The organism is Actinopolymorpha alba DSM 45243 (assembly GCF_000373925.1).
In the GTDB taxonomy this organism is placed as follows: Bacteria; Actinomycetota; Actinomycetes; order Propionibacteriales; family Actinopolymorphaceae; genus Actinopolymorpha; species Actinopolymorpha alba.
On record NZ_KB892796.1, the window covers coordinates 13,877 to 39,122 of the forward strand.

At 66.2% G+C, this 25,246-nt stretch carries 25 protein-coding genes and 1 pseudogene; 10 read left to right on the forward strand and 16 right to left on the reverse strand.

All coding sequences use genetic code 11. The features are described 5' to 3' along the window. The first annotated feature begins 26 nt into the window (after window positions 1-26). Window positions 27-1,235 (forward strand): glycoside hydrolase family 76 protein, encoded by a 1,209-nt coding sequence (locus B141_RS0131785; RefSeq protein ID WP_020579232.1) that lies wholly within the window; start codon window positions 27-29, stop codon window positions 1,233-1,235. Between the two features lie 29 nt (window positions 1,236-1,264). Here B141_RS0131785 and B141_RS0131790 read toward each other — a convergent pair whose 3' ends face one another. Continuing rightward, window positions 1,265-2,299 carry a sigma-70 family RNA polymerase sigma factor gene (locus B141_RS0131790; RefSeq protein ID WP_020579233.1) on the reverse strand — a complete coding sequence of 345 codons (1,035 nt, stop codon included), beginning with the start codon at window positions 2,297-2,299 and terminating at the stop codon, window positions 1,265-1,267. Between the two features lie 187 nt (window positions 2,300-2,486). Between B141_RS0131790 and B141_RS51860 the strand changes: the two genes are divergently transcribed. Both B141_RS51860 and B141_RS51865 read left to right on the forward strand, forming a co-directional pair. Continuing rightward, the gene (locus B141_RS51860; protein ID WP_020579234.1) at window positions 2,487-2,837 is read left to right on the forward strand and encodes an ArsR/SmtB family transcription factor; all 351 of its coding nucleotides are present in this window, start codon (window positions 2,487-2,489) and stop codon (window positions 2,835-2,837) included. Beyond that, entirely contained in the window at window positions 2,830-3,306 is a 477-nt protein-coding gene (locus tag B141_RS51865) for an SRPBCC domain-containing protein (RefSeq protein ID WP_020579235.1), read from the forward strand. Before B141_RS51860 ends, B141_RS51865 begins: the two co-directional genes overlap by 8 nt. 106 nt (window positions 3,307-3,412) lie before the next feature. On the opposite strand, the gene B141_RS0131805 is transcribed toward B141_RS51865, so the two are convergent. From B141_RS0131805 to B141_RS0131815, 3 genes are all read right to left on the reverse strand, one after another. Further along, complete coding sequence (locus tag B141_RS0131805) at window positions 3,413-4,078, reverse strand: DUF998 domain-containing protein (protein ID WP_020579236.1); 666 nt, start codon at window positions 4,076-4,078, stop codon at window positions 3,413-3,415. 104 nt (window positions 4,079-4,182) lie between these two features. Continuing rightward, window positions 4,183-4,908: a vitamin K epoxide reductase family protein gene (locus tag B141_RS0131810; RefSeq protein ID WP_084678658.1), complete on the reverse strand. Its 726-nt coding sequence runs from the start codon at window positions 4,906-4,908 to the stop codon at window positions 4,183-4,185. Then, window positions 4,889-5,626 carry a DsbA family protein gene (locus tag B141_RS0131815; RefSeq protein ID WP_020579238.1) on the reverse strand — a complete coding sequence of 246 codons (738 nt, stop codon included), beginning with the start codon at window positions 5,624-5,626 and terminating at the stop codon, window positions 4,889-4,891. The genes B141_RS0131810 and B141_RS0131815 overlap by 20 nt, the downstream gene beginning before the upstream one ends. Before the next feature lie 191 nt (window positions 5,627-5,817). On the opposite strand from B141_RS0131815, the gene B141_RS0131820 reads away from it, so the two are divergent. Together B141_RS0131820 and B141_RS0131825 are read left to right on the forward strand one after the other, a co-directional pair. Then, window positions 5,818-6,696 (forward strand): DUF3626 domain-containing protein, encoded by an 879-nt coding sequence (locus B141_RS0131820; protein WP_040422920.1) that lies wholly within the window; start codon window positions 5,818-5,820, stop codon window positions 6,694-6,696. A gap of 178 nt (window positions 6,697-6,874) precedes the next feature. After that, window positions 6,875-8,140: a lipopolysaccharide biosynthesis protein gene (locus B141_RS0131825; protein ID WP_020579240.1), complete on the forward strand. Its 1,266-nt coding sequence runs from the start codon at window positions 6,875-6,877 to the stop codon at window positions 8,138-8,140. Here the strand turns inward: B141_RS0131825 and B141_RS0131830 are convergent. From B141_RS0131830 to B141_RS0131865, 8 genes are all read right to left on the reverse strand, one after another. Then, window positions 8,098-9,219, reverse strand: a complete 1,122-nt coding sequence (locus B141_RS0131830) for an O-antigen ligase family protein (protein ID WP_020579241.1) — start codon at window positions 9,217-9,219, stop codon at window positions 8,098-8,100. The two genes, B141_RS0131825 and B141_RS0131830, sit on opposite strands and share 43 nt — an antisense overlap. A gap of 95 nt (window positions 9,220-9,314) precedes the next feature. Continuing rightward, window positions 9,315-10,550: a glycosyltransferase family 4 protein gene (locus B141_RS0131835; RefSeq protein ID WP_020579242.1), complete on the reverse strand. Its 1,236-nt coding sequence runs from the start codon at window positions 10,548-10,550 to the stop codon at window positions 9,315-9,317. Between the two features lie 39 nt (window positions 10,551-10,589). Further along, complete coding sequence (locus B141_RS43900) at window positions 10,590-12,131, reverse strand: LCP family protein (protein WP_020579243.1); 1,542 nt, start codon at window positions 12,129-12,131, stop codon at window positions 10,590-10,592. Beyond that, window positions 12,128-12,856 carry a sugar transferase gene (locus B141_RS43905; RefSeq protein WP_020579244.1) on the reverse strand — a complete coding sequence of 243 codons (729 nt, stop codon included), beginning with the start codon at window positions 12,854-12,856 and terminating at the stop codon, window positions 12,128-12,130. Before B141_RS43905 ends, B141_RS43900 begins: the two co-directional genes overlap by 4 nt. Then, entirely contained in the window at window positions 12,853-14,064 is a 1,212-nt protein-coding gene (locus tag B141_RS0131850) for a DegT/DnrJ/EryC1/StrS family aminotransferase (protein WP_020579245.1), read from the reverse strand. Before B141_RS0131850 ends, B141_RS43905 begins: the two co-directional genes overlap by 4 nt. A gap of 117 nt (window positions 14,065-14,181) precedes the next feature. Further along, window positions 14,182-15,405, reverse strand: a complete 1,224-nt coding sequence (locus B141_RS0131855) for an O-antigen ligase family protein (RefSeq protein WP_237742857.1) — start codon at window positions 15,403-15,405, stop codon at window positions 14,182-14,184. Window positions 15,406-15,464: 59 nt separating this feature from the next. Next, on the reverse strand, window positions 15,465-16,397 hold the full coding sequence (locus B141_RS46460) for an NAD-dependent epimerase/dehydratase family protein (RefSeq protein WP_020579247.1): 933 nt from the start codon (window positions 16,395-16,397) through the stop codon (window positions 15,465-15,467). 172 nt (window positions 16,398-16,569) lie between these two features. Further along, a complete protein-coding gene (locus tag B141_RS0131865; protein WP_020579248.1) occupies window positions 16,570-17,802 on the reverse strand; it encodes a glycosyltransferase family 4 protein in 1,233 nt (410 codons plus the stop codon). Between the two features lie 375 nt (window positions 17,803-18,177). Between B141_RS0131865 and B141_RS0131870 the strand changes: the two genes are divergently transcribed. Next, window positions 18,178-19,599: a tyrosine-protein kinase domain-containing protein gene (locus B141_RS0131870; RefSeq protein ID WP_020579249.1), complete on the forward strand. Its 1,422-nt coding sequence runs from the start codon at window positions 18,178-18,180 to the stop codon at window positions 19,597-19,599. A gap of 121 nt (window positions 19,600-19,720) precedes the next feature. On the opposite strand, the gene B141_RS0131875 is transcribed toward B141_RS0131870, so the two are convergent. Continuing rightward, entirely contained in the window at window positions 19,721-20,461 is a 741-nt protein-coding gene (locus tag B141_RS0131875) for a DUF305 domain-containing protein (RefSeq protein ID WP_020579250.1), read from the reverse strand. A 248-nt stretch (window positions 20,462-20,709) separates the two neighbouring features. On the opposite strand from B141_RS0131875, the gene B141_RS0131880 reads away from it, so the two are divergent. Then, window positions 20,710-21,498, forward strand: a complete 789-nt coding sequence (locus B141_RS0131880) for a phytanoyl-CoA dioxygenase family protein (protein ID WP_026257741.1) — start codon at window positions 20,710-20,712, stop codon at window positions 21,496-21,498. Between the two features lie 53 nt (window positions 21,499-21,551). Here the strand turns inward: B141_RS0131880 and B141_RS0131885 are convergent, their stop codons facing one another. From B141_RS0131885 to B141_RS0131895, 3 genes are read right to left on the reverse strand one after another with little or no spacing between them, the layout of a single operon-like run. Beyond that, the gene (locus tag B141_RS0131885) at window positions 21,552-22,058 is read right to left on the reverse strand and encodes a DinB family protein (protein WP_020579252.1); all 507 of its coding nucleotides are present in this window, start codon (window positions 22,056-22,058) and stop codon (window positions 21,552-21,554) included. Further along, entirely contained in the window at window positions 22,055-22,195 is a 141-nt protein-coding gene (locus B141_RS49885; RefSeq protein ID WP_157181448.1) for a hypothetical protein, read from the reverse strand. The genes B141_RS0131885 and B141_RS49885 overlap by 4 nt, the downstream gene beginning before the upstream one ends. A 31-nt stretch (window positions 22,196-22,226) precedes the next feature. Further along, the gene (locus B141_RS0131895; protein WP_020579254.1) at window positions 22,227-22,673 is read right to left on the reverse strand and encodes a VOC family protein; all 447 of its coding nucleotides are present in this window, start codon (window positions 22,671-22,673) and stop codon (window positions 22,227-22,229) included. 150 nt (window positions 22,674-22,823) lie between these two features. Between B141_RS0131895 and B141_RS0131900 the strand changes: the two genes are divergently transcribed. The 3 genes and pseudogenes from B141_RS0131900 to B141_RS0131910 all read left to right on the forward strand — a co-directional run. Next, the gene (locus tag B141_RS0131900; RefSeq protein WP_026257742.1) at window positions 22,824-23,405 is read left to right on the forward strand and encodes a TetR/AcrR family transcriptional regulator; all 582 of its coding nucleotides are present in this window, start codon (window positions 22,824-22,826) and stop codon (window positions 23,403-23,405) included. 136 nt (window positions 23,406-23,541) lie between these two features. After that, window positions 23,542-24,507 carry a DNA polymerase domain-containing protein gene (locus B141_RS0131905; protein ID WP_020579256.1) on the forward strand — a complete coding sequence of 322 codons (966 nt, stop codon included), beginning with the start codon at window positions 23,542-23,544 and terminating at the stop codon, window positions 24,505-24,507. A gap of 296 nt (window positions 24,508-24,803) precedes the next feature. Then, a pseudogene (locus tag B141_RS0131910) lies at window positions 24,804-25,246 on the forward strand (DUF222 domain-containing protein); the annotation flags it as partial.

Genomic DNA, 25,246 nt, shown 5'->3' on the forward strand with positions numbered 1-25,246 from the left:
TCCGACCCGAGAACAGGGAGCCAGCCATGCGCAAGCACCTGGGACGACGTGGCGTTCTCGTCGCGACAGCGGCCGCCCTCGCGGCACCGCTCGGAGGTCGAGCGGAGGCGACACCGGTCCAGGCTGGTAGCACCAGCCGGGACCAGTGGGCGCGGCGCGCCGAACTGTCCTACGACGCACTGCAGACCTATCTGTACCTCGGACCCGAGCAACCCGACCTCTACCTCGAGAAGTACCCGAAACAAACCGGGGACAACGCATACTCCTACCTCTGGCCGTTCCGCGAGGCCACCGCTGCGACGATCGACATGGCGGGAATTCCAAGCCTGGCGCGCCGTTACCGGGCTGACGTACCCCGCCGGTTCGACAGTCTGCGGCACTACTGGGGCTCCTGGAACGACCGTCCCGGCTATCTGTCGTACCTTCCGCCGCCGATTGGTGGTGGCGGCGACATCTTCTTCGACGACAACGCGATAGTCGGCCTCGAACTCGTCCGGCAGTTCGCCGCCACCCGCGACCCCGCCTTGCTCCGCGATGCCCGAACGGCCTTCGACGTGGTGGCTCGGGCCTGGAATGCCGACCCGACCCTGCCGTGCCCTGGCGGCATGCGGTGGGTGGACGCCGACTGGATCGACATCCGAGCCGCGAACGTGACTGGTCTCGCCGCGCAGCTGGCCGCTCATCTGTACGAATACACCAGGCAGGCGACCTACCGTGAATGGGCGGAGCGCCTCTACGGATGGAACCACTCCTGCCTGCGTTCGCCGGAAGGCTTGTACTGGAACGACATCGGCATCGACGGGACGATCAACAAGACTCTCTGGACCTACAATTCCGGCGCGATGATCGGCGCGGGAACACTGCTGTATCGCAGCACCGGCATAAGCAGGTACCGCACGTACGCCCGTGAGGACGCGACTGCCGCGATCCGCTACTGGACCGAAGGCGACCGATACTTCGACCAACCGGCGATCTTCAACGCCATCCTCTTCAAGAACCTGCTTCTGCTGGACTCGGTCGCACACGACCGGGCGTATCGCGACGTCATCACCCGCTACGCCACCCACATCTGGGACGGCAACCGGGACCCGGACCTCGGTCTCTTCCGGTTCCCGCCCTCAGGTGGCGGCGACTACGACCCGTCGTACCGCCCGGAGACACTCGAGCAGTCCGCGGCGATCCAGATTTTCGCCACCCTCGCGTGGTCGCCAGGCGACTACGGCCGGATCGCGTGAGGCTACGGGGCCGACCGCTTCCGCTCTGGTCAGGCCGGGAGCGAGGGCGGTAGGCCGAAGAGGGGGAAGAGTTGCTCGGTGTCGAGGAACGCGTTGATGCCCGTGATCCGGCCGTCGGAGATCTCCAGCACCTGGATCGCGAACGGCGTGTAGGTGCCGTCGGGCCCGTCATGGCGATACTGGGCGAACGCCGGAGAGCCGTTCGCCGCCAGCGGGATCATGCGCGACCCATGGCAGCCATGGCCAGGGCCGAGCATCCAGTCGCGGATGATGCTCGGACCGCGCAGCCACAGGGGGTACGGCGGCATCGACATGGTGGCGTCGTCGTGGAGCAGGGACACCAGGCGATCAAGGTCGTACCGCTCGAACGCGTCGACGTATGCCGCGACCAACTCCCGCAGGCTTTCGTCCTCGACCTGAGGTGAGCCGCTGGCCGTCACGCCGCTGGCGGCGAGCGTGGCGCGGGCCCGCTGGAGTGCGCTGTTGACCGACGCGACGGTGGTGCCGAGCAGATCAGCGACCTCGCTCGCCTGCCAGCGCAGGACCTCCCGAAGGATGAGGACCGCGCGCTGCCGGGGCGGCAGGTGTTGGAGCGCGGCCACGAACGCCAGGCGTACGGTCTCGCGCGCGATGGCGACCTCGGCCGGGTCACCGTCGGTCGACAGGATCTGACCGTCGGGCATCGGCTGGATCCAGGTGGTCTCGGGCAGGGGGGCGCCGATCGGCGCCTGGATCTCCGTCCTCGACGGACCGAGGTCCATCGGCCGGGCGCGCCGCTGCCGGCTGTTGAGCATGTCGAGGCAGACGTTGGTCGCGATGCGATAGAGCCACGACCGCAGGGCGGCCCGCCCCTCGAAGCTGTCGAAGCTTCGCCACGCCCGGAGGTACGCCTCCTGGACGGCGTCCTCGGCCTCGAAGCCTGATCCCAGCATGCGGTAGCAGTGACTGGTCAGCTCGACTCGGTGCTCCTCGAGCCGGCCCTCCAACTCCCCGGACTCGAGCGTGCCCGACTGCTGCTCAGGCGCGTCCCGATCGGTGACCTCAGTGGTGAGGTGATTGGTCATCGGCGGATCGTGTCCTTTCCACCCCCGACCAGCGCTTCGTACCGGGGGTACGGGCCCACCGTAAGACGTCCCACCGACAACCCGCAGCCCCTGACGCTGTGTCACCGCCTGGGCCGGCCCACGCGCGCGGTGTTCTGGGCCTGCGGTGGCTGGACATGTGACCTTTCGGTCACGTATTCTCGCTGGCGTGGCAACCGACGACAGGGGCTCCGACGACGACCGGGTCTTCAAGGCGCTGGCCGACCCGACACGGCGGTTCCTCCTCGACCTGCTCTTCGCGCGTGACGGCCGCACGCTCACCGAACTCGAGTCGGAACTGGAGATGACCCGCTTCGGCGTCATGAAGCACCTTCGGGTCCTCGAGGAGGCGGGCCTTGTTGTCCCCCGGCGGTCGGGCAGGGAGAAGTTGCATTTCCTCAATCCGGTGCCGATCCGCCTCATCCATGACCGATGGATCGACAAATACACCGAACGCCAGATAGCGGCGCTCGTTGATCTCAAGACCGAGCTGGAAGAGAAGGGCAAGAAGGATGACTGAGAACATCACCACTCACCAGGTGTACCGCGTCTATATCAAGGCGACGCCAGAGGCGATCTGGGAGGCGATCACCACTCCCGAGTGGTCGAAGAAGTACGGCTATCAGGCGCCGGTGAGCTACGACCTGCGGCCCGGTGGTGCATTCCAATGCGAGGCGAGCGAGGCGATGAAGGAGCACGGCGCCCCCGACAACATCCTCGACGGCGAGGTGGTGGAGGTCGACCCGCCGCGCAAGCTGGTCCAGACCTGGCGAGCCGTCTGGACTGGCGAAGGTTTCACCCGCCTCACCTACGAGCTCGAAGAGGAGCCGGGCGGCATCACGAAGCTGACGCTGATCCACGACCTGCAGGGCGCACCGCAAACTGCGGCGCAGATAGCGGGCGAGCTCGAGGGCGCCGGTGGTGGCTGGAGCCAGGTCCTCAGCGACCTCAAGACGCTGCTCGAAACCGGCAAGCCGATGTACAGCTGATGCCACCCAGGCCAGGCGAGCAGGCTGGCAGGGTCGCGCGGCGGATCCCCACGCGACTCTGCCGGCCTGGATGCTCTCTCTGCTCTATCGGCTGATCAGGTTCGGATCATCGCGACGGCTCACGCGTTGGCCGGAGTAGGTGCACGGCCAGAGCGCCGATCCACGCGAACCCCACGATGATCGCCAGGCGCTGGAAGAGTCCGCCCACCGGCACGAACGCAGACTGGCGCGAGAAACCAAACGAGGCAAGGACAAAACAGGTCATGAACACGACCGCGGTGAGGACCGAATAGACCGCCCATCCCATCCGCCGCCCAGACCGCGCGAACCGGTAGGCGACCACGAAGCAGGCGGCCGGCAACGCCGTGAAGACAGGCAACGAGAACGCGTCATGCAACGCGCCGTTGACGGTCCCCTCCGGCACCAGGGGAGAGCCCGGTGGATAGCCGCCGATCGGGTCCGTGACGAATACCCCGGCACCGATCAGGCCGACCCCGACGAGGCCGACCAACAGCGGGGCCCAGATGCCGCCGTCGTACCTCCGGATGGCGGGTCGAAGCCCGATCGCGAACGCCAGTATCAACGCTCCGGTGACCAGGAAGTTGACGACCTGTGTCCAGCCGGTCTCTCCGAGCGCGAGCGAGCTCACCGGATGCCGTAGCGGGTCGTAATTCGGGCGGGTCACACCCTCGACGAGAAAAACGAGGACAAACAGCGCCGGGCCGACCACACCACACGCCAGCAGAACGCGCTCGCGAATCTCCGGTTTCATGCGCGGCAGCCTACTGATCTCTCGCGACCGACCGGCGATTTCTCACAAGCTCATCGCGATCCGGGCCAGCAGGTCACCAGCGGTTCGTCCCGGCCAGCGACAGCTCAGAGCAGGCTGCTCCAGTAGTCCCAGAAGCGCAGGCCGATCAGGCCGATCACGACGATCGCCCAGCAGGTGAGAACCACCCCGTGATAGCTGGCGAGTGCGCGGGCGGCGCGCCGAGCCGGCCCCGGCAGCAGGAGGTGACCCTGAACGAGGTTGTGCAGAGTGGTGTACCAAAAGATCGGGATGGTGACCGCCCACACGGCCATGCAGTACGGGCAGAGCGCGCCAATGCGATACAGACTCTGGAAGATCAGCCAGTGTACGAACACCGCGCCGAACGTCACGCCGACTTGGAGGCCGATCCAGAACCACCGTCTGAACCTGGCACCAGCGAGCAGTGCGGCGCCCACAGCGACCACGACGCCGAACCCCGCGATACCGATCAGCGGGTTGGGAAACCCGAACACTTCGGCCTGGGGCTTGGTCATCACCGAGCCACAGGACAAGACCGGGTTGATGCTGCAGCTCGGCACGTAGGCGGGATTCTTGAGGAGTTCGATCTTCTCGACGGTGAGGTCGAATGCCGCGGCCAGGCCGATGAACCCACCGATCAGCAGAAGCCAGGGCAAGAGCCGCGGAAACGGACCAGCCCGACCGACCGACCCTTCGGCGTCCACGCTGGCCGGGTCACGTCCTGCCCCGCTGTCAGCCGTCGAGCCGTGAGCCGTGCGCGAGGCCGCCTCTTCGTCAGTGGGCGACGTGGCCCTACTTGGCGAGTGCGGCATCGATAGCTCCCTTGAAATCCTCGATGCTGCTGGGTTCGAGGAGTTCGCCGTTCAGGAAGAACGTCGGTGTGCCCCGCACTCCCAGGGCCTCACCGTCGGCGGCATCCTTGCGGATCCGCTCGAGAGTCGCCGGGTCGTTGTACGTCGCGTCCCACGCGGTCAGGTCGAGACCGAGATCGCGAGCGAAGCCCCGGAACGTCGCGTCGGCCGGGACCTGTTGCTCGCCCCACTGCGCCTGCGTTTCGTACATCCGCTGGTACATCGCCTCGAACTTACCCTGCCGCGCAGCCGCCTCGACCGCACGGGCGGCACGCTCAGCATTGAAATGGCTTTGAATCGGGAAATACCGAACCACGAAGGTCACCCGGTCGCCATACTCCTCGCGGAGTTGTTCAACGACGGGGTACGCCGCCCGGCAGGCCTCGCATTCGAAGTCGAGGAACTCCACCAGCGTCACCTTGCCGTCCTTGGCCGTCGACAGGCGGTGGCTGTCGGACCTGACCAGGCGGGAGTCCGCTGTCGCGCCGGCCGAGCCAGCAGACCCGCCCTCGTCGCGGGACTGGAAGGCGTTGAGCGCGAAAACCGCCGCGATGACGGCGACGAACGCGGCCGCCACTGCGCCCGAGATGACGGCGTTGCGCCGGCGTTCGGCCCGTCGTTGCTCGGCCTGCAGCGCCTCGACCTTCTCCCGCCGCCGTTCACTCCGGTCCGCGCCCACGTCGCCTCCTTGACCTCGCTGCGAGTTCCGCCGGGGCTTGCTTCGCCCGGGCACCCGACTCTGCTACGTCCGGATTAGGCCGAAAGTTCCGTTGGCAGCGTTCCATGTGCGACCGGATGGCCAGTATCCATCCCGAACCTGAGGCGGTTCGGTCGCCCGCCCCCTCGGTGGTGTCCGGCACACTGGGGCGGGTGTCACGCCAGGATTGGCGCTCTCCCCAGCAGCGGGCGCTCGACCACGTCACCGCCCGGTCCACCGGCGACCCGCTGGATCCGTCGCTGCGGGTCACCCTCAACTTCCACCCTGATCGGATCGACCCGTCCCGCGGCACGGGTGAGCGTGCTGCGGTGGTGGTGCTCCGCGCGCTGGCACGTGACGGGATCTATCGTTCGCAGTTCGAGACCGGCACCAGCAACGGCGGCCTCAGCGCACATCCGGGTGGCGACCGATGGCGCTGGGAGAGCCGGATCTTCGGTGGCGCGTACGACGATGCCCCCGCTCGAGAGCGCCCGAAGTATGGCGCGCTCAACTTCCGCGGGCGGGACTTCGGTGGCTCGCCGCGGTTCGGCTCGGCCCACCTTCGACTCGCTGCCGACGTACTAACGCGTACGACTTTCTGCTTCCCGGACAGCTACATCGAGCAGGTGGACTTCGGCGTGGGGTCCCGGATGGCGTTGATCGAGAAGGCGGACAGCGCCGGCCGGGATTTCCTCGACGACTACATCGAGGCCCAGGTCCACGGGCCTTTGGAACTCGCACGAGACGTCGAGGCCGTCGTCCTCGACCCGTGCTATCGCGGCACGGAGATCGAGGAGATCGCGGGCGCCCTGCCGTGTGCGGTGGAATGGCATCGAGGATTCCGGCTGAGTGTCGACGTCCTGGAGAAGCATCCGGAGTTTCGCGGCCAGGAGTTCGTGGACCTCGGCCGAGAGTTGGCGCGCGACGGATATCTCGACGCTCGGATCATCGGCGCCGCTGCTCGTACGCGTCGCTATGACGAACAGCCGCTCAAGCGAGTCTGGCACTACGTCGCGAGATTCGGCTGCCTCGACAAACGTTATTCCGGATAGCAGCCGCGCGACCGGGAAGTATCCAGCTACAGAGCAGTTCGCTCCAAGGTGAGGTTTCCCGGAGGACAGGTTGAGTCGCGACGCGGCCACGAGCACGCCCCCGCCGATCAGCGGAGAGGCTGGGCCGCCACATCAGAGCCGGGGTAGGAATCTGTTCGCCGGGATCGCTTCGTCGGTGGTGAGTCGCGGCATCGGTGTGGTCGCGCCGATCGCGCTCATTCCCATTACGTTGTCGTACTTCGGCGCCGACTACTACGGCCTGTGGATGGCAGCGACCGCGGTCACCGGAATGGCGGCGTTCGCGGATCTCGGAATCGGCTACGGCCTGATGACCAAACTCGCACCCTGTTATTCGAATGGGGAAACGGAGAGGGCGCGGGCGTACATCTCGAGTGCGTACGAGATCCTGACCGTGGTGGCGGTCGCGAGCTGCGTCCTGCTGTGGCTGGCTTCTGGCGTCATCTCATGGTCGTCCGTCTTCAACGCGACCGGCTCGGCCACCGCTGACGACGCCCTCGCGATGGCCCTGGTCTGCCTCACGGCGTTCATCCTGAACGTCCCGCTCTCCCTGGTCGCCCGCGTGCAGTACGCCTATCAGCAGGTGGCCCAGAGCAACCTGTGGCAGTCGGCCGGAACGCTCTGCTCCCTGCCCCTCGCCCTGGTCGCGATCTTCGCCGATCTCTCGCCCATCGTGGTGGTCGCGGTCATCGTCTCGACCGCGCCGCTGGCCAACGCTCTCAACACTCTCTGGGTGTTCACTCGGCGGATGCCCGAGCTCGCGCCCTGGCGGCGTGGCCACCACCGCGGGCTCAGGTGGGACCTTCTCCGGCTGAGCGGGCGGCTGCTGGTCCTGACTCTGGTCGTGTCCCTGGCGAGCAACGCCGACACCCTGGTGATCGCGCACGCCCTCGGCCTGCCAGCCGTCACCGCCTATGCGGTTCCGGCGAAGCTGTTCGCCCAGCTTGGCCTCCTGGCCTCCCTGGTGAATCTTCCGTTGTGGCCGGCGCACGGCGACGCCCTGGCGCAAGGACAGCTTGACTGGGTACGACGGATCACCCGGCGGATGACGCTTGTGTCGGTGGGCGTGGTGCTCCTTCCGTCGATGGTCCTCGTGCTCAGTGGCGAGGTGCTGGCCGGTGTGCTTGGGCTGTCGATCGGATCAGATCGGTGGCTGCTGGCAGGACTGACCGCGTGGTACGTACTCCTCGCCGCCATCTCGCCCCGTTTCATGGTGCAGAACGCCTCGGGCGTCATCGGGCCGCAGCTGGTCGGCTGGACGCTCTATCTGGTCTGCTCCATCGGCGCCAAGTGGTACGCCGCCACCCACCTGGGGCTCGCCGCCGTTCCGTTCGCCGGAGTGGTGACCTACCTGCTGACCGCATTGCCCTGCGCGCTGATCGGCTACCGGAGGGCGCTGCCTTCGGCACGTTCACCGGCCACCTGAGCCGGGGCCAGGACAGCGATCCGGGAGAACACCGCCAGCACGAGCCATAATGCCGGCTCGAGTTCCCAGTGCGCGGACAACCACATCGGGGTCCAGCAGACCAACAAGGATCCGACGACCAGGCCGCGATCTGGCGCCAGGCGGGTGCTCGTGACGAGGGACGCTCCGATGACGGCGACGAAGATCGCCAGGCCGACGATTCCAAGCCCGCTACCGATCTCGAGCACCACGTTGTGTGCACCGAGCCACAACGGCGGAAGCGAACTGAAGCCGCCCGCACCAATACCCAGCAGCCAGTTCTCGCCGAAGGTCTGCCGCGCGAGTGGCCACAGAATCAGGCGGTACGTGAGATCGCCGGAGGAGCGTACGGACATCGCATCAAGCGCGACCAGCCACGTCGTACCGATTCCGCTCGAGAGGACACCGGCAATCAGGGAGATGCCGACGCACAGAACGGTGATGCCCGAGCGCCGGACCAACCTTTGTGCGGGAAGCCAGGCGATCGTCACGACAACACCGATCAGCGCGCCCCGGCACCCCGACTGGATGATCCCGAACGTCATCGCCGCCGCCGCGCCGATCAGGAGCACCTTCACCCAGCGGGCTGCCGCCTCGTGAATCCGCCACAGGAGGACCACGATCACGACACCGGTCGCGAGGGCGTAGGCGAGATTGTTGACGTTGACGCCGGCTATTCCGTAACGGTCTGAGGACAGCGTCAGAGCGAACTCCGCGCCGGAATTCTCCCGAAGCACGACGCCCACGGCCGCGATACAACCGACCAGATAGCCCCACGCGACGACCACCAACGGCCTCCGGTGGGTGATCACGGCCCGTACGGCGAAGAAGATCGCCATCGAGGCGAGCAGGCCGCGCACGGTGTACCAGGTCGTCAACGGGTCGAGCGCCCACACGATGGACAGCGCCGCCAGAACGCACAGCGCAGCGGCGAGGAGGTCGGGAGCTCCGAGGCGAAGCCGGGGAAGGCGCATCAGCAGGATCAAGGCGCCGACCACCGCGCCGCCGATCGTCGCGACCGGCGGCGCGACACTCGCCGCCGCGGCCACGCCAGCCAACACCCAGGAAGCTCCGCTTGCGCCCGGGTGCCTCGATCGGCCACTACCAAGCTTCGGCGGACGAGCGGCAACCACGTCGTGCCGCGGGATCAGCAACGTCATCGTGGTGAACGGGTCAGCTCGTCGAAGAAGTCCGCGATCCGTCGCCCCTGCCGGCTCACACTCTTTTCGGTCACCACAAAATCCCGGGCAGTCTCGGCCAGTTCCCGAAGTTTGCCTGCCGGCAGCTGTGCCGCCTCGGACAACGACTTGGCCAGTCCTTCGGTGCTGTCGTCATCGGCGAAGAGCAGTTTGTCGTCGTACTCCTCCGGAATGCCCGAAAGTCTCGTCGTGAGGACAGGGCGCCCGAGGGCCATGTACTCGATCAGCTTTGACGGAAAGGAATACTTGACGAAGTCCTGGTCGGCCGGGCGCGGGTTGACCAGAAGATGCGCCCGACCGAGTGCTGGTATGAGCTCCTCGTGGGGCAGCGCTCCGTGAAAGCGGATCCGCTCACTCTCGGCCGCGCGTTGCCGGATCCAGCCATCCAGAGGGCCCGCGCCGTAGATATGCACCACGATGTCCTCTGGCACCGCGAGCACCGCTTCGACAAGTCGGCCGACGCCGTACTCCTCCAGTAACGTGCCGGCATATGCGACCTCAAACGGCGCGCCGGGTGGCCGGCCCCTCTCCTGCGTCACGGGCAGCGCTGAAAGCCGTGGATTCACGACCCCTTCCATGACCAGATGCCGGCTCGCCGGCGCGAACTCCTGCCCGATCGCCTCCGTCACGCAGATCGCGCCATCCATCCGCCGCAGCGCCCGGCGGGCGAGGGCCGTGTCAACGCGCCGGAGGAATCTGAGAACGGCGCCGTCGTCGCTGAGGACGACGCCGGGCCGGTCGGTGAGCAGCACCACAACAGGGATACCGCGCAGCCGGCGGGCCAGCCGGCCGAACCACAGGAACGGCTGATGAACGCCGTGGATCAGGAGGACGTCGCAGCGTTCCGGCCTCAGCATGCCGATCCCGAACAGCAGGCAACCGGCCAATCTGCTTACCTGCTTGGCGAGATGAAGGTTCACAAAACCCAGGGTCCGCCCGTCGATCCCGCGTGTACGGAACCTTCCTCCCCGGACCAGGATCCTCGCGTTGAGGGGATAGCTCGCGAGCTGGAGGGTTGACAACAAGAAGATGTCGCAACCGTTCTCGCCTAACCCAGAGACGATGCTCCACGCGAGATTGTGTGTCTGCGTGCTCGCGGCAGCGGCCGAGCGCCCCAACGCGAGCAGTTGTTCGTCGGGAATGGTGAAACCCAGGAAGAGGACCTTCGGTCCCGCGCCGGAACGTGTTTTCATGGCTGACTCTTCTCCACTGTCGCGCTGCGTCCGACCGGCTCAGCGACCGCGCGGGCGGTAGGCACAGGCATCGTCGAGTGTGGTCGCGGGATTGTCAGGCTTGTCGCGGGTTTCGGTGACGAACGACGCCGCGCTCGGAGTCGGCTTCGCCGTGGGTTCGGGCGTGTTCTCGCCGGCCTCGCTTGCCTGGATCGCCTGCCTGGTCTTGGCGCGGATGAACTTGTAGTCGGGGCGCGAGTGCTTGATGAGGCTGTTGTCGAAGACGACACTGGAAATCTCGGCGCTCTTGACCTTGAGCGCCAGGTCGACGAACGCTGGTAGGAGAGAACGCGGTACGTCCGTCATCACGATCTTCTGCGACACGTCCGCGATCTGTTCGTACCTCGCAAGGAGTCGGCCAGGGCTCGCCTGCCGCATGATCGCGTGCATGGCGCACCGCTGCCGGCGCATCCGGTCGTAGTCGTCCGTGCGCCACCGGGTGCGGGCATACCAGAGAGCGCGGTAGCCGTCGAGGTGCTTGTTGGGTCCGGGCTTGACCCACCCTTCCGGGGGCGTACCAGTTTCGTTGTCTCCCCCCAGGGGGAGCGGCTCGTTGATGTTGACCGTGATCCCGCCGAGAGCGTCGATGAGGTACTCGAACCCGCTCAGGTTGAGCATGACGTAATAGTCGATCTTCTGCCCGAGAGCCGCGCCGACCGCCAGCTTGACCGCGTCAGCACCGGGATTGTCCGACTTCAGCAAGCCGGGATGCTGGTCTGGAACGTTGTCATACATGGCGGTGAGCATGTACTCCAGCTCTTCGCCCGAGTCCTTGAACTCTCGTCCTGGATCGAAGATTCCGTTGGGATAGACCTTCGCGAGCTTCGAGCCTTTCGGGAACGGCACCCGCTCGAGGTTCCGAGGTAGGCTGACCAGCGCGGTGTCGCCGGTCCGCGTGCTGATACTCGCGACCATCACCGTGTCTGTGCGTACGCCGTTGCGTTCGGGGGCCCCATCACCACCAAGCAGAAGGATGTTGACCCGATCCTGTCCAGCCCATGGATTCTCGGGCGCGACCTGCTTGGGTTTCGTCTCGCTTCGGATATCGCGCGCTTCCTTGAAAACCGAACTCACCAACTCCTTCTGCGCACCAGCCACCCGCGATATGAACGCCAACGGGAGCGCGACCGTAATGACGAGCGCAGAGACGAGGAGTGCGCCGCCCAGTCGAGCGAAGAGCGAGAGCTGTGGTGGCCGAAGGGAGCGGTACGTCCCGACGATGACGACGATCCAGGCCAGTTGGATGCCGATCAGTATCGGCGGCAGGCTGTTGAGGACCTTGACGTTGAACGCCAACTGGACCAGGTCTTGCCTGACGAACAGGACGGCATACGCCGCCGCCAGGAGCAGAGCGAGCGTGCAGCCCAGAACCACCCTGCCGAGTCGACGCCGTCCAGCGAGGACAAGGCCCAGTCCGGGCACCACTGTGCCCACGACAGTAAGCCCGAGCACCGCGATGACGCTCCGGTCACGCGGCCGCTTCTCTCCGTCCGGCGCGGGCTCGGTGGTCTGCCTGATGGTGGAGGAATGAGTTTCGATCACGGGGTTCCCTGGGGTGGTGATGGCGCGATCCCGCTGGGTTCTGGCGCAAAGTGTCGAGGTACACCCCGGCGCGTCGTGAGGTGCCGATCGGTGCGTACGCCAGCCTGAGCTGGCGTCAGACACCCCTCCGGCCATTGAGAACGGCTGAGAAGGGCCGGAATCGTTCTCGCAAGAATGGCGAGATCCCCAAGAAAGCTTCGGGTCTCGACATACCTCAGATACATGTCAACTTTTCTTGGCAGCACCACAGTCACGTAGTGACCTTCAGGGTCAGGTGCCCACGCGAGCTCGTCAGCCTCATGCCGGTAGACGATGGACGCGGGATCGGTGATTCCGGGGCGCACCGACAGGATGCGCTCGCGCGCCTCGGATGGCCAGCATTCGACGTACCGCGCGAGCTCTGGCCTGGGTCCGACCAGGCTCATCCGGCCGCGAAGAACGTCATAGAGCTGGGGCAGCTCATCGAGCTTCGTGGCGCGAAGAGTACGTCCGAGCCGGGTGATCCGCGTATCCGTGCTGGAGGTCACACCGATCCGATCGCTCCCGCGCATGGTGCGGAACTTGTGGATGTCGAAGCGCCTTCCGTACCGTCCGATCCGCTCCTGCCGAAAGAGCACCGGCCCGCCATCGCACACCTTGATGAGGATCGCGACCGCCAGTAGGACCGGTAGAGACAGCGCCAGCAGCACGACGACGGTCAACACCTCGAAGACTCGCCTGGTCATCGCAGAACCTTGGTCACGGCCTCGATGACCCGGCAAACCTGTTCTTCGGTCATGCGGGAGAACAACGGCAGGCTGACCACCCGCTCGAACTCCCTGCTGGCCACCGGAAACATCTCGTCCGTGAGCCCACCACGCCGGCGCCAGAAGGTGAGCTTGTGGAGGGGAATGAAGTGCACGCTGCACGCGATCCCCAGATCGGACATCTCCGCGATGAACTCGTCCCGCCCCACTCGCGCCTCGTCACGCAGCCGGATGACGAAGAGATGCCAGGCATGTACGTCGGTCGAGGAGACCGGCGTGGGGAGGTCCAGTGGCAGATCGCGGAAGGATTCCAGGTATCGCGTGGCAATCTCTTCGCGGCGCAGGCGCATCGTGTCCGCCCGGACCAGTTGGACAAGTCCCATCGCCGCGGCGGGATCGGTGAGGTTGTACTTGAACCCGGCGTCGACCACGTCGTAGCGCCAGGAAGGAATGTCCGCACATTGTTGGCGGGCGAATGCATCGCGGTTGATCCCGTGGAGGCGCATGACTCGAACGCGTCGAGCCAGATCCACATCACGGGTGACCAACATGCCTCCCTCGCCGGTGGTCATCGTCTTGGTGGCATAGAAGCTGAACACCGTGGCCTGGCTCTGCCCCGCACCGACGGGAGTTCCGTCACTGGTCGCTGAGAAGGCGTGCGCGGCGTCCTCGACCACCCGCAGGTTGTGTGAACGCGCGAAGGCGTCGAGACGCGCGCACGACAGTGCCTTGCCCGCGAAGTGAACCGGCACCACCGCGGCCGTCCTGGCGGTGATTCTGGACTCGGCAGCGGCGAGATCGATATTGAGGGTTGTCGGATCAACGTCGACCAGCACAGGTTCCGCGCCGAGATAATGAACAATTTCAGCGGTCGCGGTGAAGGTCCACGTCGGCACGAGTACCTCCGCACCGGGCCCGATACCCAGAGCCTCCAGTGCGAGATGAAGACCCGCAGTCGCCGAATTGAGCGCCACCGCTTCTGTTCCTGGACCGCAGCGTTCGGCGAAACGTCGTTCGAACTCGTGGACGCGCGGACCGCTCGACAACCATCCAGATCGGAGAGCGTCCGCGACCGCCGCGATCTCCTCTTCGCCGATGTCAGGCTCAGCGAATGGCAGTGCTGGCAGTGTGGTTCCGGCCCCGCTCGGGCTTCGCCCGTCCGGGCTCACCCCCACCTCGACCATCATCCCGACCACCTCCCCCCGAATGCGTTAGCAGGCGGCCAACTGTGTCAGTGGTGCCAGGTCCCAATGTGCGTATCCCCAGGGCACCCTGGGCAGAAACTACGACCTGCCGGTGCGGTGTCAACTCACCGTTTCTGAACTCTTTTGAGTCCGCTCGGGCATCTCCAGGAATCCCGCCGGAGCTTGGATGGCTTTGACGTGGTCGGCTTCAGGGACGTCGCTCGTTTCAGTTGTCGTCTTTGCCGGCTGTCCCCGCGCCCCCAGCGCTGAGAACAATCCCGTCGTGAGCCACAACGCGGATTCGAGCTCCCAGTGCGCGGACAGCCACATGGGCACCCAGCAGACGAGCACCGAACCGACAACGAGAGTGCGGGCGGAGGCGCCACGCGTGGCCATGATGAGAGAGGAGAACACCGTCGCGAGGAAGAGCAGTAGCCCGATGATGCCCAGGCCGGTGGCGATCTCGAGGAACACGTTGTGGGCGTACCAATAGTTCGGCGGCAAGGTTTTGAATCCACCGGCGCCAACGCCCACCAGCCAGTGCTCGACGAACACCTGCTTCGCGTACGGCCAGAGTAGTAGTCGGTAGGTGAGATCGCCGGTCGAGCGCACGGTCACCGCGTCGAGCATGCGCAGTGCGACGTTCATCAGGCCGCTGGAGACCACCAAGGAAACCAGGCCGATTCCAGCACTCAGGACAACAATTCCCCACCGAAAGATGAACCGGTGGACGAGCAACCAGAGAGCCACCAGAACCACACCGGCAAGCGCGCCCCGACAGCCCGTCTGGAGGATGCCGAAAAGCATTGCGAGGGCTGAAACGGCCAGCACAGACCTGACCCATCCCGATGGATAAAGGCTCCAGAGCAGGACCGCCACCGCGATTCCGGTGGCGAGGGCATAGGCCAGGTTGTTGAAATTCACGCCGTCGATGCCGTACCGGTCCGTCGAGAGGCCGGCGACCAGCAGAGGCATCGTGGGGTTATCGCGGATCAGGAGAACGATCGCGACCAGGCAACCGCTCAGGTAGCCCCACGCGACCACAGCCAGCCGCCACCGTTCGGTGACAACAGTCCGGATCGCCAGGAAGATCGCGAGGGCGGTGAGTTGGGCGCGCGCCGTGTCCCACGTCCACTCGGGCGCGACCGCCCACGCGATCGAGAGGACAGCGAACGCCGTAAAGAGACTCGCGAAAATTTCCGGAGCCCGGATCCGCAGGCGTCTGAGGTGGAACGCAAGCAGCACGGCGCAGGTGATTGACCCCGCCACGTCCGCGACCGCGGGACTGAAGACCGAGACGGCCGCGACACCAGCCAGCAACCAGGGTGGAACGTTCGCTACCACCCGCCGGAGGCTCACCGGCCCGACCGTCGGTCGGCGTCACAATGGCGCATGGGTTCAGATCACACCTGCCATAGCCCGTCCTCGTCGAAATGGCGGATCCAGTCGTAGGTCCGCTGGATACCGAGCTCCAGTTCGACGGTTGGTTTCCAGCCAAGCGCCAGCGTCGTTGAGTTGTCGTACGTCTTGACCGGCGTCACGCCCTTGGGGCGACCGACGATGTTGATGACCGGATCGGCCCAGTCAGCGATCTCGCAGGCCAGCTTCGCCACTTCCTCTGAGGTCCGCAGGTCGTCCGTACGCGACACGACGTACCGACCTCCGTCCTGCGACTGCTCGATCGCCATTCGCAGCCCCGCCATCACGTCACCGACCCAGGTGTAGGAACGCGAGGTGTCCTGGTGAACCGTGATCGGATGCCGGTGATGCGCCTGCCAGAGGAAGGTGTGCAGCGCATTACGACCCACGTGGGCGGGCGTACCCGACGACGGGCCAGGGCCGTAGGGCATGTTCAACCGGGCGATCACCAGTCCGGTCGGCGCGTAGAGTTCGGCGACCTGTTCGCCCCAGAGCTTTGTCAGCCCATACAGGTTGAGCGGTTTCACGTCGTTCCACGCCCGCGGCTTCGTCCAGTCCGCACCAGACAAGCCGGTGCCGTAGACCTCAGAACTCGACACGTACACCAGCCGCGCCTCGAAGGCGCCACAGGCCTCGGCGATGAGCGTCGTCATTTCGGCGTTGTCACGAACCGTCTCCCAACGCCGGTCCTCCCCCTGCACCCGCCCATACTTGGCGGCCAGATGTACGACGACGTCAGGCCGGACCTCGGCGAACAGCCTCTCGACCGAGTCCGGGTCGAGCAGGTCGGTGACCGTGTGGTGCTCCGTCTCCTGCGGACGTAGATCTGCGCCGTACACCTCGTGCCCGTGTTCACGCAGCTCAGGGCCGAGCCAGGTACCGATATAACCAGCTGCCCCGGTCATCAAGATCTTCATGAGAAATCCCCCTCGAGAAGTCGCTCCGGTTGGATTCGGCTCGAAACCATTCCGGGTGCCGTTCGCAGATGAGCGACCGACAGAAGTCCTGCCCGGTGAAGATGCGAACAAACTCGCGCACCGGGACGGAAGGCAAATCTTGGTTGATTCGAGACGAATCAATTGCCGTCATTTACGACGACCGTCGGACGTCCTTGATCTGTCGCAGTGTCGACTCGACCCGGTCAAGCGCGGACGCCACCGAGAAGGTCTGCGCGTAATAGGAACACCCCTGACTTCCGAGAGCGCGCAGGTGTTCCCGGCCGCTGCGTCCCAACAGGCGAATCCCGTCGGCGATGGACGAGGCGTCGCCGGGACGTGCCGTGATGCCCGCCCCGCTGTCTCGCACCAGCGTGGCGACGTCGCCGTCCGCGGCGGCCAGCATCGGGCGGGCGGACGCGAGTATCAGCTGCACCTTGCTGGGAATCGTGTAGGTGCTGCGCATACTCACGTACTGCGCGTCGCTGGTCGCCATCAATGCCGACATCCGCTCTTTTGGTAACCGGCCGAGAAAGCGAACGTTCGTCACGCCGGCCACCTCCGCGCGCTGGCGCAACGATCCCTCCGATATACCGGAGCCGGCGATCAGGCACACGAACCGCGGATCATCCACGAGCGCACACGCGTCGATCAACGCCTCGAGTCCCTGCGCCTCTCCCATCGCTCCGGCGTACACCAGCACGATCTGATCAGGACTGAGGCCGAGTTCGGAACGCATGTCGACCGGTCGTTCGGCGATCAGCCGCTCATCCGACCAGAGTGGAATATAGACGAGCTTCTCCTCAGGCACGCCCTGCCGAAGGAGAAGCTCCTTCTCGCCGGGAGATATGTACGCGACGCGGGCGGCCGAGCGATACATCGCCCGACACCAGGCGCTGATGCCATTCCTGACCGGCCGGCGCAGCGGGCCGGCCGGCAGAAAGCCACTCGCCTCGATATTCTCCGGCCACATGTCAAACACGTGCAGGAGAACGGGGATCTTGTACACGTAGCGCAAATACCACATGGGGAGTGCGACCGTGATCGGCGAGTTGTAGACCCAGACGGCATCGGCGCCGCGAAGCCTGCTGACACCGGAGGCGAGTGCGGACGCGGCAAAGGACGTGTAGTTGGCGAGCCGTCGTACCGACGAACTGTCGTGGCTCGGATAGAGCGCGACCCGCCGGACCCGCACGTCGCCGTGCAGCTCATCCGCTCGGCGCGACATCGTGTAACCCGGCATGATCCGACCAGCCGGGTAGTTGGGGAACCCTGTCACTACCCGCACCTCGTGTCCACGGCGGGCCAAGCCATGCGCAAGGACGCCTGGCAGGCTGGCCGGACCGGGTTCGGGATCGAACCATTGGCTCAGCAGACCGACTCGCATTACTCCCCGTTCTCGCCGCTCGCTGTATGGATCCAGCCCCTCACGGGCTTCGCAGCTCGATCTCCCCTGGCCGACCCCGGCTGGCGAACTCCGTTATGCAACCACATATTTCTCGAAGGTGCGGGTTCTTTGCCGCAAATCTGACAGTCGCCAACAGATCGATCTGATTTCGATCAACAGCGGGCCGGTCGACACCCGCTGACTTTGATCGGCCGGCCGCCGGAAGTCGCTCTCAGACGTCACCCAGAATCGAGTGTTATCCCGACCTGATTGGATATGAATGCTCCATGTGCGTAGAGGCAGGTGTATGACAAATAGCGCCTCACGGCACGCTTCTTCGCGCAGGACTGAGCTCTGACACAGGACGGGAATCCCGTGGAACTACGCGACTACCTCAAGCTGCTCCGACGCCGGTGGCTCGTGGTGCTCGGTTGTGTCCTGGTGGCCACGGCCGCGACCACCGCCATCACACTGAGCCTCACACCGAAGTACGGCTCGACGGTCCGGTTGTTCGTCTCCACACCCCAGGGGGACGTCTCGTCGGCGTACCAAGGTGGGCTCTTCTCGGAGCAGCGGGTGGAGTCGTACGCGGACCTGGTAACCGGCCCGGAGGTCGCCCAGCGGGTCATTGACCGGTTCCACCTCGATCAAAGCGTCAAGGATTTCGGGAAGCGCGTCACCGCCAAGGTGATCCCGCGAACCGTGATCCTGAGCGTCACGGTGACCGACCCGGACCCGGGCCGCGCCACCCGCCTGGCAGCCGCGGTCGGCACGGAGTTCATCTCGCTCGTCGACAAACTCGAAACCGCCCCAGACCGGTCGGGCCCGCCGATCAAGGCAAGCGTCCTCGGCGCCCCGTTGGCCTCGGATGGGCCGGTCTCCCCGCGCCCGATCCGCAATGCCGGTATCGCCGCGGCCATGGGGCTGCTGCTCGGCATCGTCCTCGCGGTGCTCCGCGACGTTCTCGACAGCACAATCCGCGATCAGGACCAGCTCACCACGCTGGCAGACGCGCCGGTGCTCGGAGTTATCGCGTTCGATCCGGACGCGAACAAGCAGGCACCGCTCACCAGCCTGTCATCACACACGCCGCGCGCCGAGGCGTTCCGTGTTGTCCGGACCAACCTGCAGTTCGTCGAGGTTGATCAGCCGAGCAAGGTCTTCGTGATCACCAGCTCGATGGCGGGCGAGGGCAAGTCGACGACCGCCTGCAGCCTCGCCGTCACGCTGGCACAGGCGGGTCAGAGCGTCGCCCTGGTCGACGGCGATCTCCGTCGCCCCAGCGTGGCGGAGTATCTACGACTCGAGCCCTCTGTCGGGTTGACCACGGTGCTCATCGGACGGGTTGCCCTCGCGGACGCGATGCAGAGCTGGGGAGATCACGGCCTGTGTGTGCTCACGAGCGGAGCGATCCCGCCCGATCCGGCCGACCTGCTCCAGTCCAAGGCGATGGTGGAGCTGCTCGCCGACCTGCGGCGGACGTTCGACGTCGTCATCATCGACGCACCGCCGCTGCTTCCCGTGACTGATGCGGCCCTCCTCACCGCGCAAGCCGAGGGTGCGCTGTTGGTCGTGAGGCACGGCAAGACCTCGCGCGACCAGGTACGCCGATCGGTCGAACGCCTGGCGTCGGTCCGCGGCCGGCTCGTGGGAACGCTGCTCAACCGGAGCCCGCAGCGAGGACCGAGCAGCGAGAGCTACGGGTACGGCTATGCCCCGCTCGCCGGGCAACTCCGCGCCGACCGTGAGGCGGTGCGGACGACCACCGAGTCGAGTGGCGTCGACATCACCCGCTGACGGGCGCAGATCGTCGAGGTCAGGCTGCCGTCCCCGCTGCCCGCGCAGCCTGCGTACGTACTGACCCTGACAACCCGAGCTTGACAGCCGGGCGCGCGCCGCGGGGAGTCTGGCCCGTCCGTCAGAGCAGGCGGAGGATCCGCCGCATCTCGGTGATCTCCGCGGACTGGCTGGTGGCGATGCTCGCGGCCAACATCTTGGCTGGGAGGTACTTCCCCTTCCGCTGCTCGACCTTGGCCATCTCGATGGCGCCCTCATGGTGGCGGATCATCAGCTGGAGGTAGGCCCGGTCGAACGCCGCGCCGGACGCCTGCACCATCGCGCCCAACTCCTGCTGGCTCATCATGCCGGGCATGTGTTCCTGGTGTTCCGTGCCCGGCATCTGCCCTGTCATGCCAGGGCTCGGGCACGGCTGACCCATGTGCTGCGACATACCGGGGCTCGCGCAACGGAGCAGGTGCGACTCCAGGTCCGGATCAGGGGTCGGCACCGCCTTGCCCCAAGCCCGCAACCACGCGCTCATCTGCTCGATCTCGGGTTTCTGTGCCTCCTCGATCCACTTGGCCAAAGTCTTGACCGAGGCGTTGTGCGCACGGCTGTCCGCCAGGTCGCTCATCATGATCGCCTGTTGGTGGTGCGCGATCATCGCCTCCGCGAAGGCGACGTCCTGCGCATTGTGCGCTCCGGGTAGCACACTCACCATCGCCGACGGGCTGACCACTACCAACGGCTTGCTCGCCGGCGACGCCCCGCCCTCGGGGTCAGGCGTACACCCCGTCAGGCCGACGACCACGGCGAGCCCGATCGGCACGACCAGCAAGCCGATCCGGCCAAGAGGCAAGGATTGCTTGCGTACCCTCATGAAAGGCAGTGTCCATCGCCCACCATTCGGCGTACGGACGAACGCGAGCACATCAGCCGGAGCCGCGGGAATTTCACCCGGTGAGGCTGAGCCTTAACTTCGCCAATCGGGATGTGTCGCGGGTGAGACAGAACCCCGGTTGTCAGATGCCATCACCTCGTGCTTCTCAAGCGCTTGACGTTCGCCTGAGCAAAGGCGAGACGAAAACCCGTTGACCTGCCCCGCGGCGCCCGCCGATGGTGTTGGTCATGCTCTCCGTCGCCGAGATCACCGCGTTCCTGCGTGACGGTTTCGTCGCCATCCGCCAGGCCGTGCCCCCTCAGGTTGTCGATGCCTGCGTCGAGGTGGTCTGGGCGCGGTTGGCGGAGCGGGGCGTGCAGCGGGACGATCCGTCGTCGTGGACGGCACCCGTGGTGCGAATCGACTGCCCGGAACGGGGTCACGACGGCCGGCCCTTCGCGCAGGCGGGTACGGCCAGGCCGTTGTGGGAGGCGTACGACCAGTTGATCGGGCCCGGCACCTGGTGGAAACGCCAGGGCGTGGGCGGCACGATCCCGGTCAGGTTTCCGCACCCCGCCGACCCAGGCGACGCCGGCTGGCACATCGAAACCAGCTTCCAGTCGGGTGACACCTGGCGTACGAACATCCGGAGCCGCGACCGCGGACTGCTCGCGCTCTTCCTCTTCACCGACGTCGGCCTTCGCGATGCTCCGACGCGGGTACGGGTCGGCTCACACACTGATGCCGCACGGGTTCTCGAGGCGGCCGGCGAGGACGGGCTCGACCTCGCCTCGGCCGGACCACTGTTGGAAGCGAGCGCGGCGCGGCCGGTTGCCCATGTGACCGGTGCGGCCGGTGACGTCTACCTCTGCCATCCGTTCCTCGTCCACGCCGCGTCGTGGCCGCACCGGGGTACGACGCCCAGGATCATGGCCCAGCCAGGCGTCGCGTTGCTGGAGCCGTTCCGGCTCGCGGACCGCGAGCGCGCCTACCCGGTCGAACGCGCCATCCTGTCGGCCCTTGAGGGTGGATCCTGAAACCGCGGGCTCTCCAGCCCATTGTGTGCGGACCCAACCCTGTCGCCCGCCTCTCAGGCTCCGACAGTCCCGTCGATTCCTTCACGAAGGAAATCAGCGTGCCCGTTGTGCCGGGCGTACTCATGAATCAGGTGCAGCATCACCAGCCGGAGCGACACTTCCTCACCCGACTTGGGTTCGCGGGCGGTCACGTCGAGGGACTCCGTGTCCTGCTCGATCCGGCGGGAGTGCGCGACCTCTGCCTCCCAGGCCGCGAACGCCTCTGACCGGGTGGCCGTACGGGCGTCGTACGCCACCTGGAAGTCCCGCTTGTCTGACCAGACGAGCGGGATGTCCTCGCCGTTGATCACCCGCCGGAACCACGCCCGCTCCACCTCGGCCATGTGCCGCACCAAGCCGAGCAGGGAAAGCGTCGACGGGGGCATCGACTGCCGGCGGAGTTCGTCGTCGGAAAGGCCGTCGCATTTCATCGCGAGCGTCGCTCGGTGGTAGTCGAGAAAGGCACGTACCATTTCCCGCTCACCTGCGATCACGGGCGGCGGGATTCGTTCGGTGGTCACTGCGGATTCCCCAATTCTTCCTGGCCGTGCGGTGCTGCCTTGTTGCTCTGTGCTTCCGGGTTGGCCTGTGCCCGCAGCCCGGTGCCGAGGACCTGCGGCGCCAACTCGCGCAGCAGGTCCTCGGCTTCGGGTGACAACGTCACAGGTTGGCGCCCAAGCTTCGCGCATTTACTGGTGTGAAGGAGCAGCCGGTGCGGTCTCGACGTACTGCGCGGCGAATGACTCCGACGGAGCGATCGGAGTGATCACGTCGATGAGTACTCCGTCTGGTGCGGCGACGATGAAGTGGCGCTGGCCGAAGTCCTCACTGCGCAACGAGAGTCTCTCGGGGAGCCCGGCCTCCGTGACCAGCCGGCGGTGCTCGGCGTCCACATCGGGCACCTCGAAGTTCAGGATGAGGCCCTGAACGGGTACGCGTGAGCCCTCGGGGATCGTCTCGTGGGTGTGGTCGAGCAGGGCGAGCTCGTAGTGCGGGGGTTCGGGCCGGCGGAGGCTGACGTACCAGTCCGATTCGAAGACCACCTCGAAGCCGAAGTGCTGGGTGTAGAACGCACGGCACTCAGCGACCTGGCTTGTGCCGATGACCGGATAGAAGCTGTCGAGCACGGCGGGCATGGGGTCTCCTGTCGAATTTCACATACCGTGGGTATGCCAACGGACGCTATTGGCATACTCTCGGTATGTCAATCTCGGTTGTGCCCGTCGCCCTGGACGACGATGCGCTGGAGGGGACGACGATGCACTGGATGGAGGGTGGACGCGGACGTGGCGAGCAGGGCTGAGCAACGCGCGGAGACGCGGCGCGCGCTCCTGGCGGAGGGCCGGCGAAGGTTCGCTCGGGACGGCTTTCACGGAGTGGTACTCGAGGAGGTCGCCCGCGGCGCCGGGGTGACCAAAGGCGCGGCGTACCACCACTTCGGCAGCAAGGCAGGGCTGTTCAGAACCGTCGTGGAGGAGGCGCAGCAGGAGGTGGCCGACCGGGTGACCGAAGCCGCCGGCCACCACGAAGACCCGTGGAAACAACTGATCGCGGGCTGCCGCGCCTATCTGTCCGCGGGGTCGGATCCGGCGATCCAGCGGATCATGCTGATCGACGCGCCCACCGTCCTGGGCTGGAACGAATGGCGCGAGATGGATGACGCGTCCTCCGCCCACCATCTGACCGAGGCCCTGGAGACGCTGGTCGCCTCCGGGGTTCTCGCTCCACAGCCGGTCGAACCCCTGGCCCGGCTTCTGTCGGGAGCGATGAACGAGGCCGCCGTCTGGCTCGCCGAGTCGGGTGACCCCACGTCGTTGGAGGCCACGACGACCGCCTTGGAGCGACTCATCGAAGGGCTGCGCCGCTAGGGCAGGTTTCTCATCGTTAGGGCCCCCGCCGTGAGGTGACCTACGCTCGGGTGATGACGTACGAACGGACCGGCTCGATGAGCTGTCAATGGTGGATTGACGGCTCGGATCCCGCGCTGGCGGAGGGGACCTTCCGATGAGTGGTGGCGAAGTTCGCGATGGTGTGTCGCTGACCAACCTCGACCAGCCGTTGTTCGAGGGGGCGGATGCGACCAAGCGGGACCTCGTCGACTACCTCGACGCGGTCGGCGACCGGATCATCGCGGAGTTGGCCGACCGGCCGCTGTCGGTGGTCCGCGTGCTGCGCGGTCAGGCGCCGTTCATGCAGAAGAACGTTCCGAAGTACACGCCCTCGTGGGTGCGCACGGTGACCCTGTGGGCGGAATCCTCCAGGCGTAACGTGTCGTACGCCCTGTGCAACGATCGCCGTACGCTGCTCTGGTTCGCCAACCAGCGGGCGGTGGAGTATCACCCGACCCTGGCGCGCGCCGATCAGCCGGGCTGGCCCACGCACCTGGTGATGGACCTCGACCCGCCGGAGGGCGAATCGTTCGGGCTGACCGTCCGCGCGGCCTTCCTGGTACGGCAGGCGCTGGCCGACTCTGGGCTGGTCGGCGTGGTCAAGACCAGCGGCTCGAAAGGGCTGCACGTGTTCGTCCCCGTGGCAGGTCACGGCGCGGAGGATGTCGCCGCGGCCACCCGCGCGATCGCTGCCCGAGCCGAACGCCTCGATCCCGCGTTGGCGACGACCGCGTTCATCCGTGAAGACCGCGGCGCCAAGGTGTTCCTCGACTCCACCCGGGCGGGTGGCGCGACCGTGGTCGCCGCGTACAGTCCGCGGATACGGCCGGGCACGTCGGTGTCCTATCCCGTGGAGTGGGCGGACCTGGCGGACGTCGCACCTCGTGACTTCACGGTACGAACGGCGATTCGGCTGCTGGGTGAGCGTGACCCCTGGGCCGAGCGCATGCCGGAGCCGCAACGGTTGAACGCCGACCTCATCGAGGAGGGCCACGGGATCCCCATCGCGCGGGTGCAGGCGATGCACGAGGGGAAGCGACGGGCCCGCGCCCGGCGCGCCTCCTCAGAACCGAACTCGTAGGGGTGGGGCCAGTGGGGGCGCCTCCGTAGGCAGGCGTCCGCGGCTGGCCGGGGTGCCAGCTGGCAGCGCGTTGGTGGGCAGGCCGTCGCACCAGCGGGCTGCGGGTTGGTGGAGAGCGCCAGCGGGCTGCGGGTTGGTGGAGAGCGCCAGCGGGCGAGCGGCACATTGGTGCGGCACGTGGGCCACGGTCCCACACCGCGAACCTTTCCCACACGCATGGAAACTCCTTGTAAATAAAGGATTCCGGCATCCCTACTGGTTGCGGCAGTGATCCTGTCGGGGGTAAAATCGAACGCATGAGCGACGGCGATGGTGTGCGGATCCCTCCGCTCCCGCCTGGGTTTGCTGACATGCTTCCCGGTCCGGAGTTGGTGGTGGCGTTCGCTGCTGTCGATCGGGACGCCTGTAATGGTTTCGAGCTTGGCGTGTTGCTTCAAGCTGCGCGGAAGGTCGCCTGTTGGGGCGAGTCTTTGAGTCTTGCTGTGACTGCTGTGTTGGCGCACTGCCCGCCCTGCTTCAAGGATGATGAGGCGGAACGCTCGTCTGTGCCGGAGCCGCGGGCGGCTGAACTGTTGTCGCCGATGTTGGGGTGGACCAACTACCGCAGTGATCAGTTCATGCTGATCGCGTTGGCGCTTACCGACCTGCCGAACACCCGGCAGGCGCTGGAACGCGGTGAGTTGGAGTTTTCTGAGGTGCGGACGATCGTCGACCGGCTCACCCTTCTGCCCCCAGCTGA

What these genes read in the sequence shown, in the direction of transcription:
- B141_RS0131810 (WP_084678658.1), bottom strand. Translation starts at nt 4,908, where the DNA reads ATGCCGCACTCGCCAAGTAGGGCCACGTCGCCCACTGACGAAGAGGCG.
- B141_RS0131905 (WP_020579256.1), top strand. Translation starts at nt 23,542, where the DNA reads ATGAGTGGTGGCGAAGTTCGCGATGGTGTGTCGCTGACCAACCTCGAC.
- B141_RS0131880 (WP_026257741.1), top strand. Translation starts at nt 20,710, where the DNA reads ATGCTCTCCGTCGCCGAGATCACCGCGTTCCTGCGTGACGGTTTCGTC.
- B141_RS43905 (WP_020579244.1), bottom strand. Translation starts at nt 12,856, where the DNA reads ATGACCAGGCGAGTCTTCGAGGTGTTGACCGTCGTCGTGCTGCTGGCG.
- B141_RS0131790 (WP_020579233.1), bottom strand. Translation starts at nt 2,299, where the DNA reads ATGACCAATCACCTCACCACTGAGGTCACCGATCGGGACGCGCCTGAG.
- B141_RS0131835 (WP_020579242.1), bottom strand. Translation starts at nt 10,550, where the DNA reads ATGAAAACACGTTCCGGCGCGGGACCGAAGGTCCTCTTCCTGGGTTTC.
- B141_RS0131865 (WP_020579248.1), bottom strand. Translation starts at nt 17,802, where the DNA reads ATGCGAGTCGGTCTGCTGAGCCAATGGTTCGATCCCGAACCCGGTCCG.
- B141_RS51865 (WP_020579235.1), top strand. Translation starts at nt 2,830, where the DNA reads ATGACTGAGAACATCACCACTCACCAGGTGTACCGCGTCTATATCAAG.
- B141_RS46460 (WP_020579247.1), bottom strand. Translation starts at nt 16,397, where the DNA reads ATGAAGATCTTGATGACCGGGGCAGCTGGTTATATCGGTACCTGGCTC.
- B141_RS0131850 (WP_020579245.1), bottom strand. Translation starts at nt 14,064, where the DNA reads ATGATGGTCGAGGTGGGGGTGAGCCCGGACGGGCGAAGCCCGAGCGGG.
- B141_RS0131895 (WP_020579254.1), bottom strand. Translation starts at nt 22,673, where the DNA reads ATGCCCGCCGTGCTCGACAGCTTCTATCCGGTCATCGGCACAAGCCAG.
- B141_RS0131785 (WP_020579232.1), top strand. Translation starts at nt 27, where the DNA reads ATGCGCAAGCACCTGGGACGACGTGGCGTTCTCGTCGCGACAGCGGCC.
- B141_RS0131875 (WP_020579250.1), bottom strand. Translation starts at nt 20,461, where the DNA reads ATGAGGGTACGCAAGCAATCCTTGCCTCTTGGCCGGATCGGCTTGCTG.
- B141_RS0131805 (WP_020579236.1), bottom strand. Translation starts at nt 4,078, where the DNA reads ATGAAACCGGAGATTCGCGAGCGCGTTCTGCTGGCGTGTGGTGTGGTC.